Genomic DNA, 17,711 nt, shown 5'->3' with positions numbered 1-17,711 from the left:
ACTAAAAATGTTCTTAGAGCCCTTAAAATCAAGGGATTTAAGTTGTTGATAAAAAAATATCAAATCGTACAAATGTACGGATATAAATACAATATCAACAAGAAAATAGCAAAAATTTCACCTGGCTTAATCATGATTTAAAGTTATTTCTTCTCGGGGATATCGGATAGAATATTCATCTCAGTCGAGAAGACTCCCACCTCTTTCAGGTGGTGAGTGACAGCTCGACTTGAACCTGTCAGAGTAAAATAAAAAAAGCCGATATCCAGACAAGAATTGCCCAGACGGTCGGCTAAATAAGAATCTCATACTTCATGTGGTTCATTCCACTTACTTCCGTCAGTCGTATAAGTAACCTAACTATAACCAAAAGCCAATCAAATGTCAAGGGGTAACTATTTAATTCATTTGGGGAAAACAGACGAAAATAAAAAGAATAGACGATAACAAATGTAAAGATATCGCTGCGTAGAAAATGCCTGTTCGGCATTTTTACTTGCTCTCACATTACATTTGTTATCGTCTATTCTTTTTATTTTCTGTTTGTTGGCTCCACGTGAATGAATGCAATAGTCTTTGGAGGAGAGAAAGGGGGAGAGATCAGAAGTCTACTGCTTGTTTGGAAGGTATAGTGTCCAGAATATTAAAGAAATCGCCTTTATATTTATCGTATACAATGATAGTTGGCGATATCATTGTATCATCATTGACAATATCAGAATAAGCCACAACCTTCTGTCCCCTTCCCCATCTCTTTCCCAAAAACTATTGTATTCATTTCTTTTTTCGTCTGTTTTCCCCTAATGAATTAAAGAGTAAACTCTTCTTGCCATATCGTGGAATATCCATATGAGGCTCATTCCGATGGCAAGTCCTAATGCACATTGGACGGTTTTAGAACCATACATTGCGGCATACTGCCATTGCCTTTGAACAGCATAGCTCATCGTGTAGTAGAGAGAACCGCCAGGAATCAAAACAACAACAGAGATGATAAGAAAAAGTGTGGTGGGAGCTTTTCTTATTTTTGCAATGACTTCGGAGTAAATTGCAGCAAAGGCGCTGGCAAATAGTGAGGAAATAAAAACATCGAACCCCCAGGTATTAGCAATAACATAAATAACCCAGGTCAGTACGCCACCTAAAGCTGCAGGAAAAATGTGTTTAAACTGCAAATGAAACAGGAATCCGAATCCGGCAGCTCCGATAAAAGCCGCAAAGAACTGAAGTATCATAATACACCTCCCACAAACCAGATAGCGCACATGAATCCACAGGCAAGAGCGCCAGCCCATAGAAGAGATTCTACGAGTCGCATTATACCGGAAATCGTATCTCCGATTAAAATATCCCGGATAGAATTGGTCATAAGAATACCGGGAATCAACAGCATAATATCTCCGATCATAACTTTATCTACATGAATTACCGGAAAAAAGAAGGCAGTGATGCAAATGCCGGTACCGATAAAGAGAGAACAGAAAAACTGAAGAATAAAGGTATTACTGCATATAGAATTTAAATGCCTTTGTAAAAAACAAAGGAGAAAAGCAAAGATAACAGCAATAGCTCCATCTAAGATCGTTCCACCGAAAAAGACAGAGAACCCGCCGGCACCAAGCATACTTCCCAGATAAATAGTATAAGGTGCAGGTTTTATTTTTGAAATTTTGTTTATTTCATCTTTCAAATCTGTTAAAGAAAGGGGAGTGGCACAGCATTGTCTGCTTAATGCATTTGCCTGTTCTAATTTAAAAAAATCTGTGCCGGCAGGAGTGGTAATCCTGCGAGTTTGTGTATATTCTTCTCCCTCAGGAAATACCATTGTAACAACAATACTTGATGTAATTGCAAAAACATTCATCTGGCTGGCACCGTAGGCATGTCCCATTCGATTAAGCGTTTCTTCCACACGACTGACTTCGGCGCCATTGGTCAGCATAATTTCAGCCAGATTTAATAATTCATGTAAAATAGCATTTGGTGAGCTCAATGAAATTCTCCTTTCAACAAAATATGATATAGTATATCACAAATTTAGGGTACTATTGGAATCTTTTTAATCAGAGAACTATTTCGCTCTTTTTTCGTCTATACGAAATCTATAAATTAGTATTTGAAAAGCTTTTCAATTGTTTCTAATGGATTTTCTGTTGGGTCATAAGAAAATTCTTGGCAGAAGTTTTTCTGTTCAGGTGATAATTCAGTGTTACTAAAGTCAAGTGTCAGTAATTGCTCCAGGTCTTTCAAATACATAGATGGATAAAATTTCTTTATAAAATCACCAAATATTTTTGGAAGATATTCCAAATAATAAATAGGCTTTTTGGTGATTGAGAAGTTTCCGGCATGTTTGCTGCTGTTTGTAATCAACATATCGGAAAGGTACATCATATCATTAAGCGAAATTTTATTTTTAATATAACCAAATTTAGAAGAATATTGGTATGGTAACTGGTAGGATAGTTCTACAAGATCCTCGTTATTTGTAATTACAAACCAGTCATCGTCTATATAATCCATGATTTTTTTTAAGTTAAAATTATCAAAAAGGTTTACAGGTTCTGAACCATCTTCGGGTTCGGGTTTTTGTCCGACTAAAAGTATGGATAGTATTTTTTTACCTTTTGCTTGCGGAAAATAGAATTCCAATTGTTTTTTTACAGTAGTTCTTTTCTCTTCCTGAAGAATATCCCAGGAAATAGGCAGGGGAATACCATCTAAAAAGGTAACACTATCTTCCCATTCATAAAAAGAGTGGAAAAGTTTAGCTGTAAATGGAGAGCCGGGCATTACATGTGTACAGCGTATGAATGTCTGTTTCTTTGGTTGGTCAGGATTATCATGATATTTCATAAAAATATTAAATTGATAATCAAAAGGTGTTGCTAAGAGCAAACGGCGCTCTCTTTCGGAAGCACTAGGTATTTTAATTGGAATAGAAGGATCCATACAAATGATATTTTGGGCTTCAGTACAAAAAGTTCGGCGTGCATCTTCCATTTTAGTATTGATTAGAGGAATCTTTGTAGCTGTTTTATTGAGATAGTACTCAAATTCCACTTCTGGAAGAGCAGTCATGAGATTGTCTTTTACAAGTTGCAGATCAGTGTTTAGTCCACGTCCACGGGTACTTACAAATGAAATAGTTTTTTTACTCATTTTACTTTCCCTCCATGTATGAATTAATCAGGTTTGCAATTCTTTCACAACTATGTCCATCGCAGGCAGACATATATTTTTCAACAAAAGAATTCATCTTATTTGTAAGAATATGTTTTTCAGGATGTGTTAAATAGTCTGTCAGTTCTTCTTGATTTGTATATACATCTCCAGGCAGGTCTTCTGGATAATTAAGATAAAATCCTCGGTCATAGGTTGGCAGATCATAACAGAAGAATGCGATAGGTTTGCGAAGTAGTGCATATTCAAATATAACAGAAGAATAATCAGTGATTAGCATATCTGAAATAAGCATATAATCATTTGTTGAAAAATCTCTCATTACGCGTATGTTTTTGTATTTTTTTGGAAGAATATCGTTCTTCATTATCGGATGCGGGCAGATTAAAAGTACTTGATTAGGAAGTAAATCTTTTGAAAGACGATCAAAATCAAGTTCAGGATGAAATTCACTTCTATCACATCCAACATCCCGGAAGGTAGGCGCATAAACAAGAACAGATTTTCCAATCAAACTTGGATGCCGGAAATAGATTTTCCGTTTTGTTTTATTAATCAGATGTTTGTTAAAGTAATCATCTGTTCGTGGGCAGCCTAATGCCTTTACCTTATTATAATTTACATCAAATGCATCCGCATAGATAGAACGTAGATTTTCTCCACTTACACATACAAGATTATACTGTGCATGTGTGGCTCTGTCTTCAGGCAAAGAAAGATTTGTTCCGCGCTGTCCAAACTTTTTAAATGCACCGCAGGCATGCCATAGCTGAATAACTCGCTGTTCCGGGCGTAAAGGGAAATATCTTAAATATTTTACATAGTCATCTGTTACGATTACCTTACTGGTAAGGATTTCCTCAGTCATTTCAAGGGCTGTTTGAGGATTATGTGGTAAACGTTTTGCACAGATTGTCTTTTTACCTTTGATAAAGGGATATAGAGCCTTTGCATTTCCTTCAAGATGCCCATCTGCACGGGGAGAAACAAATAAAACCTGATTTTTCAGTGGCTTTTTCTGGAAAGAAGCTGCCTTTTTATTCCATGCTCGTTCTTCTTCCGTCTCATCAGAGAGAAGACGGAATTTCATGCCAGATTCTGCCGGAGAGTAGAGTATTTCAGGGCTATTTAATGTAATTGGTTTATCTTTTAAGTATTCTTTAATAAAAGATAGAGTTTTATCTGTTGCAATGTAATCAATAAAAGTTTCTTTTTTATTATTGTAAAGAAGCAAACCATCTAAGCGGTATGCGTAACTGCCTTTTGTATAACATAATTTTATCAATTCTGGAAGCTCTTCGCTAAAATCTAAATGGAGACTTCTTACAAAATCAACACAGAAGAATTTGTTAGCTAATGTAGCATCCATAAAGAGGGAAAAATTATATTTCATTCCATTTTTTAAAGATGTAGAGGCGATTTTACTGAAAAGCAATGGCTGTGGATTATCATATTCTTTATGATAAATTCCCTCACTGATGAAATCATACTGCTGCTTCATAAGCTGCCGATAAGCCAGGCGGAAAGAACCAACGGCATAAGTGATTTCAGCATCACAAAAAGTAATATATGGTGTCTGAGCATTATTCAAAGCAGTAGCAAATAATTCTTTTTTAGAATTACTATCTTCAAAGAAAAGATTATCTTGTAACAACCCTTCTTTTTCGATATCAGCTTTCATAGAAACAGGTACAACTATTTTCATAAATATGAGATTCTGTTTTATTAGTGAATCTAAAGACTTCATAAAGTTGTCTTTATTTGTTTTATCACCATAGAGTACTGCAGTAAAAAATGCGTTTTTAAGAACGTCCTCTTTAGATGACTTAATATCATATAAAGAAAATTCTGGGAAAGAGAGACTGAGGGTAGAAATTACTTTCATATCCAGAATCTTTAATTTGTTATTTATTTCATCCACAAGTAACTGAATTGTGTTTGAATCTAAGGACCAGAACTGAATATAAAACTGGTTCAGCATAATCTGTAGCTGCTTTTGAATAATTGTATTCAAGTAGTTATGAATATCTGGATTCTGTTCTCGTGCATCATCAATAGAACTGTACTCAGGATAATCCCTTAAAAAGCTTTCTTCTGCAGAATGAAGAATCATCTGATGAGCAGTAATGTAATCTTTGATTTTACTTGGTGAGATAGAGGCCGTAATAGAGTTCATATCATCATATCGGCGGTAATGAGTTAATATTTGATCAAGACCAACAATTTTATTACATCGATATAAATAACTCATTACGAAGGCACCATCTTCCGAATAGGAAATTGGAGCAAACTGTAAATTGTATTCTTGAATTATGCTGCGGCGAAAAAGTTTGTTCCATAAAGCAAATGTCCATAAAATATCGGTGTTATACTTGTGAATTTCTTCTAATTCAACTAAATTATCGAGATTATGGATTTCTATAGTTGTATGTCGGTTAAAAATATCATATTTTCCAATTAGTAAATCAGAGTGTTTTTCAGAAATCGTATCATACATAGTGGATAAAGCATCAGGTTCTAGAAGATCGTCCGCATCAAAAAAGAAGACGTATTCTCCCTGCGCAATATCTAGTCCTGCATTTCTTGCGGAAGAAGGACCGCCATTTTCTTTATTGATAATAATTAAATTAGAATAATTGGTTTTATAAGAATTCAATATATCTAGTGTATTGTCAGATGAGCCATCATTTACTACAATAACTTCATATTCAGAATTATCCATTGTTTGTAAAAAAATACTATCTAATGTTTCAGATAGATATTCTTCTGCGTTATAGGTAGCAATAATAACTGATATTTTTTTCATATCCATCCATCCTTTTTCATAATAATTGGTTGTACAATTGTAAAAAATACATATCTGTACAACATGAATATATTTTTTTATTATATACTATTTGTTTTATTATGACAATATTATAGGAGAATTTAGTAAAGATATGCCTTATATATCATAAACTTCGAAGCTGTTTTTTACGTTGATAAACGCTATATTTAATGATAATATATGTAAAGTGATTTAAAAAAGGAGGAAAATATGTTACTTAGAGAAAAGAAAGCTATAAAGTTTATGATGATGGCAGCCATATTGTGTATGTTATTTTGGGGAAATACAATCTCTGTAAATGCCAAGACAGTAAAAACAAGAGATTTACCCAAAATAAAAACGATAAAGATAGTAAATAAGAAAAAAATTTTATATACAAATACATGGTATAAATTGAAAGTGAATACAAATCAAGGAAAGATTCCTAAAAATATAGTTTGGAAGTCAAGTAATCCCTCTGTTGTAAAGGTATCTGAAAAAGGAAAGATTACAGCAGGAAGAACAGGGACGGCCAGAATAACAGCGATAAAAGGAAAAAGTGATATTCAAACTTCTTATACTGTTCAGGTAAAAAAATCAAAAAACTAGAAAAAATCAAAATAATTTCCAAGAAAAAGTTGGTAGAAGGTGAATCTGTAAAATTACGATTAAAAAGAATTCCCACCAATACGACTTACAAGGATGTAAAATGGATGTCTAGTAATAAAAATATTGCAACAGTGTCTGAAAAAGGTGTTGTAAAGGCTAAGAAAGCCGGAGTTGTTACTATTAGGGCAAAAGAACCTTTTACAAGGAAGACATCAAAAATTAAATTAAAGATTAAAGAACAGCACATTCCAGTGACAGGAATTTGGTGGAAGTCCAAAATAACTTCCATGGAAGTTGGAGAAAAGATTAAATTAAATGCACAGATAGAACCATGGAATGCAACAAATAAAAAGATTATTTATTCTTCGAGTGATAAAACAAAAGTATCAATTGATACAAACGGGGGGGTGCTTACAGCTCTTCGTCCGACAGAATACGTAGAAGTAAGAGCAACGAGTGTGGATGGAAAGTACAGAGCAACATATCAATTGAAGATTACAAAAAGTAAAGGTTATCTTACGAAACAAAGTCTTGACAAGTTAAATCTTACGAATGTAACAAAGCTTATGATTGTTGCGCATCCGGACGATGAAACTTTATGGGGAGGTTCTCATCTGATTGATTCAAATTATCTTGTAGTGTGTATGTCGAATGGATGGTATAAGAAAAGAAGTTCTGATTTTGAGCGGGTAATGAGTCAGACAGGTGATCCACATATTATTTTAGATTATCCAGATGTAAGAAGAGATTGGGTTACGGATGGAAAATATGGCTATGAAATGGATTTGTACTCTACCTGTAAAAATGCGATGCAGGAGGACATAGAATTTTTATTAAATTATAAGAAGTGGGATGAAGTTGTTACACATAATCCAAATGGAGAATATGGAAAGTTCCATCACCAGCAGGTAAGCAACATGGTTACAGCAGCATTCAAAAAGACTCTTGTGGGTAAATCAAAACTGTACTATTTTGGTCGTTATTATAATAAGGGAGAAGAAAATCCGGGTGACAAGATTAGCGAGGGAAATCTTCAAATAAAAGAAAGACTGATTAATGAATATCAGCCAACAGCAAAAGGAGCAATAGATGCATTTGGACATATGATACCTTACGAGAACTGGGTATTAGCAGAGGATTGGAAGTAGTATGAATATAAAAGGAATAAATTTTAAAGATATAGTTAAATATGCAATATGTTTTGTGATGATGTTTGCATTGAGCTGGATGTTTCCCTATACAGGTGATGACTGGGCATGGGGAAGTCAGATTGGGGTGGACAGATTGCATACATGGTTTGACAATTACAGTGGAAGATACATTGGAAATTTGATTGTTTTGGCATTGACGCGTTCTAATTTATTGAAATCACTGGCAATGGGTACTGCTATAACTGGTAGTATATTTTTACTGGAAAGGCTGATAAAGGGAAAGTGGTCTTTTTATGTAAGTATTGTTTTATTAATATGTTTACCGAAGGCAGTTTTGAGACAGGCAGTAGTGTGGACAGCAGGATTTTCTAATTACGTGACTTCAATCTTTTTTACAATGATTTATATTGCTTATATTTATTGGATTTTTGATGAGAAGCCAGATCGAAATAAACTGCGCCAAAGAATATTGCCGTGTATTCCACTGTTTGCTTTGGGGATGATTAATACATTGATTGTGGAAAACGTTACTCTGTATAACATGGTATTGGGGATAGCCGTCATAATATATGTACTGTTTCGATATCGTAAGGTATTGATTCAGCAGGTATGCTACTTTGCAGGAACTATTTGTGGAACAGTGTATATGTTTTCAAATTCAGTATACCATTCAATCTCTACAAATTCAGATGGATATCGAAGTGTAGCAAAGGGTGGGATTATTGTTCAGGCGTTAAAGAATTATTTTGATGTTATTTATAAAGAATATTTTATGAATAATATTGCGTTAAATTTATTTATTTTAGGCTTATGTTATATTATTTATATAAATTATAAAAGGGAAAATACAGAGAGTAAAAATATATCAGGTAAGGTATTAGCGGTTTGTTTGGGAATACTGACTTGTTATGATGCCTGGAGTTTCTTTTCCTATATTGGTTTGGGGACAGTAACAAAGCAGAATATATTAATTGGTATAGAAGGAACTGCAACAGCGATAGCTGGTATATCATTAATTGTATTTGCTTTAATTGCAGCGGTCCATTATACGAATTTTTGGAGAGTTTTGTTTGCTGCATGTAGTGTACTTTGCGTGGCAGCTCCATTATTTGCAGTAAATCCAATTGGAAGTCGCTGTTTCTTCCCATCTTATGTATTATTTATTTTGTTTGCAGAAGAATTATGTAGGGTTGTAGCAGATAACTTTACAATGATAGTGGATGCGGAGATTATTAAGCGAGTAGCGGTAACGGCGGCAGGGGTAGGTATGGTATTTTATTTATGCATCTTTGCATCGGTATATAGAGCAGATCATCAAAGACTTTCCTATATAAAAGAGAAGGTGGCAGCCGGCGAAAAGAAAATTGAAATATTACATCTTCCATATGAATCTTATATATGGACGCCTACACCAAATAAAGGGGAAATATGGGAAGAACGTTATAAATTATTTTATGATATTCCACAGAATATAACATTGAAATCTGTTTGGGAATATAGTAAGTAAAAGAGGGAATATTGTAATTATACTATAAACAGTATAATTACAATATTCCCTCTTTATGTTAATTAGTATATAGATGGAGTGGTTCTTATTTCGTCCATAAATGTTAGAATTAAAAGAAATGGTAAGCATACAATCATTGGAATGGCGTAGCGCATATATGCAACCGGGCCAATAAAACAAATTAAATAGTTTATATATAACATACCGGTTGCCAGTAATTCCTTGTATTTTTTTCTTACAAACATAAGAATAAATGCAAGAAGATATACCCAGGTATAAAATGAGAATTCTACTATCCACGATGTAAAAGGAATCCTTGATAAACTTCCGATAAAGTATGATAATATTTGTCTTATAGGGGATAGAAATTTAGGGTTTTCTACATCTGGAAGCATCTTTTGTATATTTTTATCGGTTATTCCATTGTAATATATATTATCTTGTTTGCTGTCAAAACTGAACCAACTATAATTAAGATTAAGGAAAGCTTGTATATATACATTAGGGTGATGTATCAATCCATTTGCCCAAACCTTTAAATAATTTTTCAAATCATTTTTAGAGGTATTTTTATTATACCAAGACTTTATTATATCAGCACGATCGGGAACGTATTGTTGTGCAAGGTCATTGACAGAATGATTTGGGGTGTTAAATACTTTTAAAATAATATCTTTTTCCTCAGTGCTGAGTGTATCACCATATTCTTGAATGTATCTTGCAGTCTGTTGAAAGGGGATAGACAACATTTCTCGAACACTTCCACTTGATATTTTCAGTGCGGGAAATAGGAAACCTTGTATTCCGATTTGAAAAATTAGCATTGGAATCAAAAAAGAAATTAGAAATTTCCCTAAATATTTTTTGCTTTTCCATAGAATACCTATAATAAAAGGAATGAGTACGATTAAAATATAAAAGCCATTATTACGTAGGAGCATCCAAACTAATAATACAAGCATAAGTATTGTCATGTATACAGGAGTTAATTTTTCTGGATGTTTGAGAGCTTCATATATCATAATGATTGCTATTAGTATTAAAATTGAAAAAGGAACATCTTTCATTACAGTCATCCCATAGATTGGAAAAATTGGGTTGAGAGCAAAGAAAATTGTAATCCATTTACAAAGCCGTTCTGGAACCCCTTTTTTTCTAATATAAATTAAGAAACCAGAGAATGTGGCAGAAAGACCAATACATTGTGTAATACAATAAAGTTCTAATCCCCATGCATATGAACCAATATGTTTTCCGATTGTTATAAAGATAGAGATAAGCCATGTATAAAAAACTGGGTGATGATTATTCAATATTACACTTGAAGATTTTAATAAAATAGTTTGGGCAGTCCAGCATAAATCAACATTTCTCGTGATTTGAGCAATTTGATCTCTGGTATCTGGATTCATACAACCTGGAAATAAAATAACCATATAGGGTATCCAACAAAATAATAAAATTCCCATTATTTTAAAAAAATATTTTTTTGTAACTTTACTTTTCAGAACTTGGTCTATTTGACGAAAGCGTAAAGATTGAATGTAACCAAAAATAAATAAAAATAATATTGTAATACCAATCCCCTTAATAATAGAAAGACTTAATGCGGTTATATTACCAAATACGTTATTCCAAGTATTAGTTATGTAATAACTTTCACATAAGAGAACAATTAAAGAAGACAGAACCGATAAAGGTATTCCCCAAAATAAATATTTTTTATCTAGTTTAGAGCCAAGATAACAATAAGCAAAATATAATAAAATGGCTACGATACATATTAAGTAGGAAGGGGAATGAATGGAATTCATTAATTTCCAACAAGAGATTTCAATGTTACTTCCTAATTGTTTTATTTGTTCTGGAGATAATTCATACATAGTATTCGACATACAAAGACTTAAACTGGAAAAAAAAGCGCATATGATATATTTAAGATGATCTTGTATGCGATTGGTTTTGCCCATGTTTTTACCTTACCTCCTTATCATATTCTTTCTTTCTAGTTTTTCTATCCTCTATTTCATGAAGAACCATTTCGAAATCTTGTCGATCTTTTTGTCTGATTATTTGTAAAATAGTTCCAGAGAAAAAGGAAAGTAAAGCTGCAATTATTACAAATCCACACATAATTAATGTTGGAAATCGACTTACTAAACCAGTTTGGGTAAATTCTAAAACTACGGGAATAAAAAAGGCTACAGAGAGTGCGGCTAGAATGAAGGCAATGATACCAAAAAATATCATTGGTCGATAACTCTTAAATAATTTAACGATTGTCATTAAAACTTTGGCACCATCAGAATATGTATTTAACTTAGATTCACTACCTTCAGGTCTGTCTCTGTATTCGATAACAACGTTACTTACGAACATATTTTTATCTACGGCATGTATACTCATTTCTGTTTCTATTTCAAACCCTTTGGATAAAACAGGGAAACTTTTTACAAATTGATAACTAAATGCACGGTAGCCGGTCATAATATCTTTGATGCTTGTCTTAAAGATTATATTGATTGCTTTACGTACGAGAGAATTTCCTAAATTATGAAAAGGTCTTTTATTTTCAGTAAAATAGGTAGAAGAAAGTCTGTCACCAACAACCATATCTGCATTTTTTTCTAATACATTTTTAACCATCTGTGGTGCGAATTCGGCTGGATAAGTATCATCACCATCAGTCATTATATAACATTCGGCATCGATTTCCCTAAACATACGCCTGATTACATTTCCCTTTCCCTGTTGATATTCATGTCTGACGATAGCTCCAGCATTTGCAGCAATTTCTGCGGTATTGTCACTGGAATTGTTATCATATACATAGATAACTGCATTGGGTAAAACTCTTTTAAAATCTGTTATAACCTTTTTTATAGTTTTGCTTTCATTGTAGCATGGGATTAAAACAGCTATTTTATCCATTATATATTCCTCCTTTATAAATTGTTTTAAATATCCATAAATAGTATTGTAATATCAATACTAAAAATGGAAAACATTCTCTTAAGTGTAACATCCTTAAAAATAAAAATCAATAATGATTCTAATGATTTTTAGTATAATTTTGATAATGCTAATTTTTGTTTGTTAATAAAAATAAATCTTTCAGTATAGCAGTAAAAGGATTCTGCACCGTATTACAAGCAAACTCCTGACAAAAGCGACTTTCTTCTTCGGATAGTTCCGTCTGGTCATAGTCAAGTGTCAGTAATTCTCCTGCTGTTTCTAGATATAGATCTGGATAATATTGTTTCATATATCTTCCAAAATGCTTTTTCCCGTAATTTAGATAATACACTGGTTTGTTTTCAGAGGCAAAGGTACAAGCATGTTTACTGCTGTTTGTGACCAACATGTCTGAGAAATAAAGCAGATTATCAAAACCGAATACCCCCTTCATATATCCAAAACATTTTGCATACGAAAAAGGAAGTTTGCCAGACATTTCAAGAAGATTGATATTGTTGGTAAGTAAAAACCAGTTATCTCCGATTTCATTCAGAAATTTCTTTAAGTCTAAATCGGAAAAGAGTTCTGTCATTTCCTCTGGAGCGGTTTGATTTACTGTAAGGATAGTCAGTATCTTTTTCCCTTTTGCTTCAGGATAAAGGTATTCTAAGTTGTTTCGTACATTTTCTTTTGATTCTTTAGATGTGATATCCCAGGCAAGAGGGAGACACATATCGTCTAAAAAAGTAGCATTTTCAAATTCATAAAATTCTTTCAGTAAATTAGCAAAGAACGGAGATCCAGCCAGTACATGAGTACATCGGATGAAAGTTTTTTTGTGTTCCAGTTCAGGATTTTCTATAAATTTTAAATATTCATTAAAAAGATAATCATAAGGGACTAAAGTTAAAAGTCGCCGTTCTTCCGGTAAAGCAGGAGAAAGTTTCACTGGAATAGAAGGATCCATACAGATAATATTTCTGGTGTTTTCACAGAAGGAGAGACGGGCCTTTTCTAACTGTTTGTTGGCGGCAGGAACTTTCGTAGCGGTGTTTTTCAGATAGTATTCAAAAGTTACGTCAGAAAGGTTCAATGCCAGATAGTCCTGTATTAATTTTAAATCGATATTCATTGCTCTGCCACGTGTACTGAGAAATGAAATGGTAGCTTTACTCATACTAGTTCTCCTCCATATAAGAATTAATTAACGCTGCAATTCGTTCACAGCTATGCCCATCACAGGCAGACATATATTTTTTCACAAAAGCAGTATATTTGTCTGTCAGAACTTGCTTTTCAGGATTTCTGAGATATTCTGTAAGCTCTTCCTGTGTTTTGAATACATCTCCTGGCAGATCATCTGGATACTTTAGATAAAAATCTCTGTCGTATCTTAAAAGGTCATAGCAGAAGAATGCAATTGGTTTGCCTAGTAAAGCATACTCAAAAATGACAGAAGAATAGTCTGTAATCAGCATATCAGAAATCAACATATAATCGTTTGTAGAAAAATCTCTTACTTCCAATATATTATGATATTTGTGTGGCAAAATAGGAGCATCCATTACCGGGTGAGGGCAAATTAATAAAACTTGATTTGGAAGCAGAGATTTTGAAAGTAAGTCAAAATCAATTTCCGGCTGAAATTCATTTCGATTACCGTCGGTGTCCCTGAATGTAGGGGCATAGACGAGTACAGATTTAAAAAGCAACTTTGGATGCTTTAAATAAATCTGTCGCTTTTTTTTGGAAATCAACTTCTTATTAAAATAATCATCTGTTCTTGGTACACCTAGAGCCTGTACTTTCTGATAATTAACATCAAAGGCATCCGCATAAATGGAACGTACTTGTTCACCACTGACAGATACAAGATTATACTGTGCATGGGTAGCAATATCTGTAGGAACAGGGATATTAGTTCCACGCTGACCAAACTTCTTAAATGCACCGCAGGCATGCCAGAGCTGAATGACACGTTGTTCTGGACGAAGAGGAAAGTATCTTAGATACTTGACATAATCATCAGTTACAATTACTTTGCTTGTAAGAATTGCTTCGGACATTGCAAGAGCAGCATCATTATCGTGTGGTAACTTGTGTGCACAGATTTCTTTTTCACCTTTGATATAAGGGTAAAGAGCAAGTGCATTTCCCTCAAGTTCGCCATCGGAGCGAACAGAAACAAAGGCGACTTTATTTTGTAGTTTTTTCTTTTTTAGCTTTTCCACTTCTTTTGTCCATGGCTGTTCCGCTTCCGTTTCTGGAATTGGACGAAACTTTTCTCCGGACTCTAAAGGATTATAAAGTAATTTTGGGCTATTTAAAGTCACAGATTTTGCTTTAAAATATTCTTTTAACAGAGAAAGAGATTTTTCTGTTTCTGTATATTTTAGGAAAGATTCCTCTGTGCCATTGTAAATGACAAGTTCATCAAAATTATAAAGGTAATATCCAGTATGGTAACATTTGTCCAGAAAGTCTATAATATCAAGGTTGAAATTGATATTCTGATTTCTTAAAAATGAAACAGAGAAGAACTTATTAGCTAAAGTTGCTTCCATTCCAAGACATAATGTATCATATTGATTAGAAGCCAAGAAGTCTGCGGTAATATGACTGTAGATTAATGGTTGCAAACTGCCATAATTTTTGTGATAGATAGCTTCTGTAACAAAGTCCATATATAATCTGCTGAATAATTTGTTCACACGGCGGAACGCACCTGTAGAATATACGATTTTCTCATCACAAAAAACAATGTGAGAAGTTGTTGCTTCATCTAACGCTTTATTAAAAAGGTTCTTTTTGGAATTACAATCTGTGAAAATAATATTTTTCTGTAATAATTTCTTAGTCTGAATAACAGCTTTCATAGAAGAAGGAACAACAATCTTGATAAATACCATATTCTGTTCTGTTAAAGATTTCAGGCAGGATAGGAAGTCCTCCTTTGTGCTGTCATCGCCATAGAGAACGGCTGTCAGACTGGCGTGTTTTAATACTTCTTCAGAATCAGCACTTAAAGCAGTTAATGGCAATTCTGGAAGAGCGGATCTTAGTTCACAGAAACTCTTCATATTTAATAAGTTTAATTTATCGTTAATCTGGGCAAGAAGAAACTGGGCAGTAGAAGAATCTAAAGTCCAGAACTTGGCATAAAAACGATTTAATAAAATAAGCAGTTCTTTATGAATGATTGTGTTTAAATAATCGCTGATTTCCTCATTATCTGCCATAGCATCCTCGATTGTTGTATACGCAGGGAAGTCTCGCAAAAAACTTTCCTTTGCACAATCAAGAATCATTTCATGTGCAGTAAGATAGTCCTTGATTTTTGATTCAGAAACGGAAGCTGTAATGGACTGTGCGTCTTCTTCATTATATCTTCTGTAATGGAAGATTACCTGATTAAGACCGGTAATTTTAGAAGAGCGATATAAAAACTGAACAAGAAAAGCTCCATCCTCTGAATAAGAAATATCTGGAAAACGTAACGTATATTTCTCAATTAATTCCCGTTTGAATAACTTGTTTGATAAAGAAAAGGTCCATAGAATGTCGGTATTATATTTATCAATATCATCAAGAGTAACTAGATTATCAAGTGTGTGAACGGCAGAAAGCTTGTAAGTGTTCAACACATCATAGGTTCCGATAACTAAGTCTGCGCTTTTAGTCACTGCTTTGGTAAACATAGCCTCAAGAGCATTATTGATAAGAAGATCATCTGCGTCAAAAAAATAAATATATTCGCCTTTTGCAACAGTAAGTCCGGCATTACGGGCAGAAGCAGGTCCACCATTCTCTTGGTTGATAACAGTTATATTTGAATGTGATTTTTTATATTTCTGTAAAATGTCTGCTGTGTGATCGGAAGAACCATCATTAACGATAATAATCTCATAATCAGAGTCGGGCATGGTTTGTGAAACTACGCTGTCTAATGCTTCTGCAAGATACTTTTCCGCGTTATATGCAGGTATGATTACAGATATTTTTAAATCTTTTTTCATAGTATACTTCCTTTTAAATAAATTGTTGTAGAGTCTGACTTGAATATAGCATAGTTTAATTGTTGTGACAAGAAAAGGAACAGTAAAGTAATATAAGTAAAAAGTATATGAAAAACGCAGAACAAATCTAAAATTATAAATCAAGATATATAAGAATTGACAGAAGAAAGCTATAGAGTTAGAATTTAAAAATGGGAAAATTTAATAAAAGGATAGAGAAGGAAATGCGAAGGAGGTTTGTGATTGAAAAAATACGACTATTTAATTGTTGGAGCAGGTCTTTTTGGAGCTGTTTTTGCATGCGAAATGACAAAAACAGGGAAAAAATGTCTTGTAATTGACAAAAGAGATCATATAGCAGGTAATATTTACTGTGAGAACATAGATGGGATTAATGTGCATAAATATGGTGCACATATTTTTCATACGTCGAATAAAGAAGTATGGGATTATGTAAATCAGTTTGCAGAGTTTAATAATTATATTAATTCTCCTGTAGCAAGATATAAAGATGAATTATATAACCTGCCATTTAATATGAATACATTCAGTAAGATGTTTAATATCGCAACTCCGGCTGAAGCAAAAGCAAAGATTCAGGCAGAGATTGAGGAGTTAGGTATTACAGAGCCTATGAACTTAGAAGAACAGGCTCTTTCTCTGGTTGGACGTTCTGTATATGAAAAGCTGATAAAGGGGTATACCGAGAAACAGTGGGGAAGAGACTGTAAGGAACTTCCTGCATTTATTATTAAGCGTCTTCCTCTTCGGTTTATTTATGATAATAATTATTTTAATGATCGTTTTCAAGGAATTCCTATGGGTGGATATACGGCTATTGTAGAGAAAATGTTAGAAGGTTCTGATATTCTGCTGAATACAGATTATTATGAGTTTAGAAAAGAGAATCCAGATATTGCTGCTAAAACAGTATACACGGGAATGCTTGACCAATATTTTGATTACAAATATGGCGTATTAGAATATAGAAGTGTTCGATTTGAAACAGAGAAGCTGGATATGGAGAACTATCAGGGGAATGCAGTAGTAAATTATACAGAGCGTGAAGTTCCATATACCCGTATTATTGAACATAAACATTTTGAATATGGTACTCAGCCGGTAACCGTAATCTCCAGAGAGTATCCAAGTGAGTGGAAACTGGGAGAAGAACCATATTATCCAGTAAATGATGAAAAAAATGAAAAAATAGCAGAAAAATATCGCGAATTAACTACTAAAGAAGAAAATGTAATTTTCGGTGGGCGTCTTGGAGAGTATCGTTATTATGATATGGATAAGGTAATTGGAGTAGCATTAAAGGCTGTTGAGGAAGAAACAAGGATATAATTCAATAGGTAATTGCGAAACTCGCGATGCTCGTTCGCAATCTTGAACTTAAACAGGGAAGGATTCGTGCTTAGCACGAATCCTGGAATAAAAAGTGGATAACCGGACATTTTAGGCGCACTTTAATAAGC

The 17,711-nt window shown here is 33.5% G+C and carries 12 protein-coding genes and 1 riboswitch; of the genes, 4 read left to right on the top strand and 8 right to left on the bottom strand.

The annotated features are described in order from the left end of the window. Positions 1–271 precede the first annotated feature (271 nt). A riboswitch (ZMP/ZTP riboswitch) is annotated at positions 272–357 on the bottom strand. 443 nt (positions 358–800) lie between these two features. The 4 genes from FYJ25_RS07565 to FYJ25_RS07550 all read right to left on the bottom strand — a co-directional run bounded on the left by FYJ25_RS07565 (position 801) and on the right by FYJ25_RS07550 (position 5,989). After that, complete coding sequence (locus FYJ25_RS07565; RefSeq protein WP_021907725.1) at positions 801–1,235, bottom strand: threonine/serine exporter family protein; 435 nt, start codon at positions 1,233–1,235, stop codon at positions 801–803. Next, the gene (locus FYJ25_RS07560) at positions 1,232–1,993 is read right to left on the bottom strand and encodes a threonine/serine exporter family protein (RefSeq protein WP_227084209.1); all 762 of its coding nucleotides are present in this window, start codon (positions 1,991–1,993) and stop codon (positions 1,232–1,234) included. The genes FYJ25_RS07565 and FYJ25_RS07560 overlap by 4 nt, the downstream gene beginning before the upstream one ends. A 116-nt stretch (positions 1,994–2,109) precedes the next feature. Further along, a complete protein-coding gene (locus FYJ25_RS07555; protein WP_154580956.1) occupies positions 2,110–3,162 on the bottom strand; it encodes a CDP-glycerol glycerophosphotransferase family protein in 1,053 nt (350 codons plus the stop codon). Position 3,163: 1 nt separating this feature from the next. Then, complete coding sequence (locus FYJ25_RS07550; protein ID WP_167513791.1) at positions 3,164–5,989, bottom strand: bifunctional glycosyltransferase/CDP-glycerol:glycerophosphate glycerophosphotransferase; 2,826 nt, start codon at positions 5,987–5,989, stop codon at positions 3,164–3,166. A 231-nt stretch (positions 5,990–6,220) separates the two neighbouring features. On the opposite strand from FYJ25_RS07550, the gene FYJ25_RS07545 reads away from it, so the two are divergent. From FYJ25_RS07545 to FYJ25_RS07535, 3 genes are read left to right on the top strand one after another with little or no spacing between them, the layout of a single operon-like run. Continuing rightward, positions 6,221–6,598: an Ig-like domain-containing protein gene (locus FYJ25_RS07545; protein ID WP_154580954.1), complete on the top strand. Its 378-nt coding sequence runs from the start codon at positions 6,221–6,223 to the stop codon at positions 6,596–6,598. Between the two features lie 29 nt (positions 6,599–6,627). Then, entirely contained in the window at positions 6,628–7,746 is a 1,119-nt protein-coding gene (locus FYJ25_RS07540; protein ID WP_154580953.1) for an Ig-like domain-containing protein, read from the top strand. 1 nt (position 7,747) lies between these two features. Continuing rightward, positions 7,748–9,256, top strand: a complete 1,509-nt coding sequence (locus FYJ25_RS07535; protein WP_154580952.1) for a DUF6056 family protein — start codon at positions 7,748–7,750, stop codon at positions 9,254–9,256. 62 nt (positions 9,257–9,318) lie between these two features. Here FYJ25_RS07535 and FYJ25_RS07530 read toward each other — a convergent pair whose 3' ends face one another. The 4 genes from FYJ25_RS07530 to FYJ25_RS07515 all read right to left on the bottom strand — a co-directional run bounded on the left by FYJ25_RS07530 (position 9,319) and on the right by FYJ25_RS07515 (position 16,230). Then, complete coding sequence (locus tag FYJ25_RS07530) at positions 9,319–11,226, bottom strand: DUF6020 family protein (protein WP_154580951.1); 1,908 nt, start codon at positions 11,224–11,226, stop codon at positions 9,319–9,321. Between the two features lie 4 nt (positions 11,227–11,230). Next, positions 11,231–12,187, bottom strand: coding sequence for a glycosyltransferase family 2 protein (locus FYJ25_RS07525; RefSeq protein WP_154580950.1), 957 nt, complete (start codon positions 12,185–12,187; stop codon positions 11,231–11,233). Between the two features lie 151 nt (positions 12,188–12,338). Beyond that, a complete protein-coding gene (locus FYJ25_RS07520; RefSeq protein WP_154580949.1) occupies positions 12,339–13,391 on the bottom strand; it encodes a CDP-glycerol glycerophosphotransferase family protein in 1,053 nt (350 codons plus the stop codon). Between the two features lies 1 nt (position 13,392). Further along, on the bottom strand, positions 13,393–16,230 hold the full coding sequence (locus tag FYJ25_RS07515) for a bifunctional glycosyltransferase/CDP-glycerol:glycerophosphate glycerophosphotransferase (protein ID WP_154580948.1): 2,838 nt from the start codon (positions 16,228–16,230) through the stop codon (positions 13,393–13,395). Between the two features lie 243 nt (positions 16,231–16,473). On the opposite strand from FYJ25_RS07515, the gene glf reads away from it, so the two are divergent. Further along, entirely contained in the window at positions 16,474–17,580 is a 1,107-nt protein-coding gene (gene glf, locus FYJ25_RS07510) for a UDP-galactopyranose mutase (protein WP_154580947.1), read from the top strand. Positions 17,581–17,711: the final 131 nt, after the last annotated feature.

It is taken from the genome of Anaerobutyricum soehngenii (assembly GCF_009697165.1).
In the GTDB taxonomy this organism is placed as follows: domain Bacteria; phylum Bacillota; class Clostridia; order Lachnospirales; family Lachnospiraceae; genus Anaerobutyricum; species Anaerobutyricum soehngenii.
Note: the sequence above shows the minus strand (reverse complement) of the source record. Positions and strands in the feature narration are given on the sequence as shown.

Coding starts and splice junctions, on each gene's coding strand:
- FYJ25_RS07535 (WP_154580952.1), top strand. CDS start 7,748: ATGAATATAAAAGGAATAAATTTTAAAGATATAGTTAAATATGCAATA.
- FYJ25_RS07545 (WP_154580954.1), top strand. CDS start 6,221: ATGTTACTTAGAGAAAAGAAAGCTATAAAGTTTATGATGATGGCAGCC.
- FYJ25_RS07555 (WP_154580956.1), bottom strand. CDS start 3,162: ATGAGTAAAAAAACTATTTCATTTGTAAGTACCCGTGGACGTGGACTA.
- FYJ25_RS07520 (WP_154580949.1), bottom strand. CDS start 13,391: ATGAGTAAAGCTACCATTTCATTTCTCAGTACACGTGGCAGAGCAATG.
- FYJ25_RS07525 (WP_154580950.1), bottom strand. CDS start 12,187: ATGGATAAAATAGCTGTTTTAATCCCATGCTACAATGAAAGCAAAACT.
- FYJ25_RS07515 (WP_154580948.1), bottom strand. CDS start 16,230: ATGAAAAAAGATTTAAAAATATCTGTAATCATACCTGCATATAACGCG.
- FYJ25_RS07565 (WP_021907725.1), bottom strand. CDS start 1,235: ATGATACTTCAGTTCTTTGCGGCTTTTATCGGAGCTGCCGGATTCGGA.
- FYJ25_RS07550 (WP_167513791.1), bottom strand. CDS start 5,989: ATGAAAAAAATATCAGTTATTATTGCTACCTATAACGCAGAAGAATAT.
- FYJ25_RS07530 (WP_154580951.1), bottom strand. CDS start 11,226: ATGGGCAAAACCAATCGCATACAAGATCATCTTAAATATATCATATGC.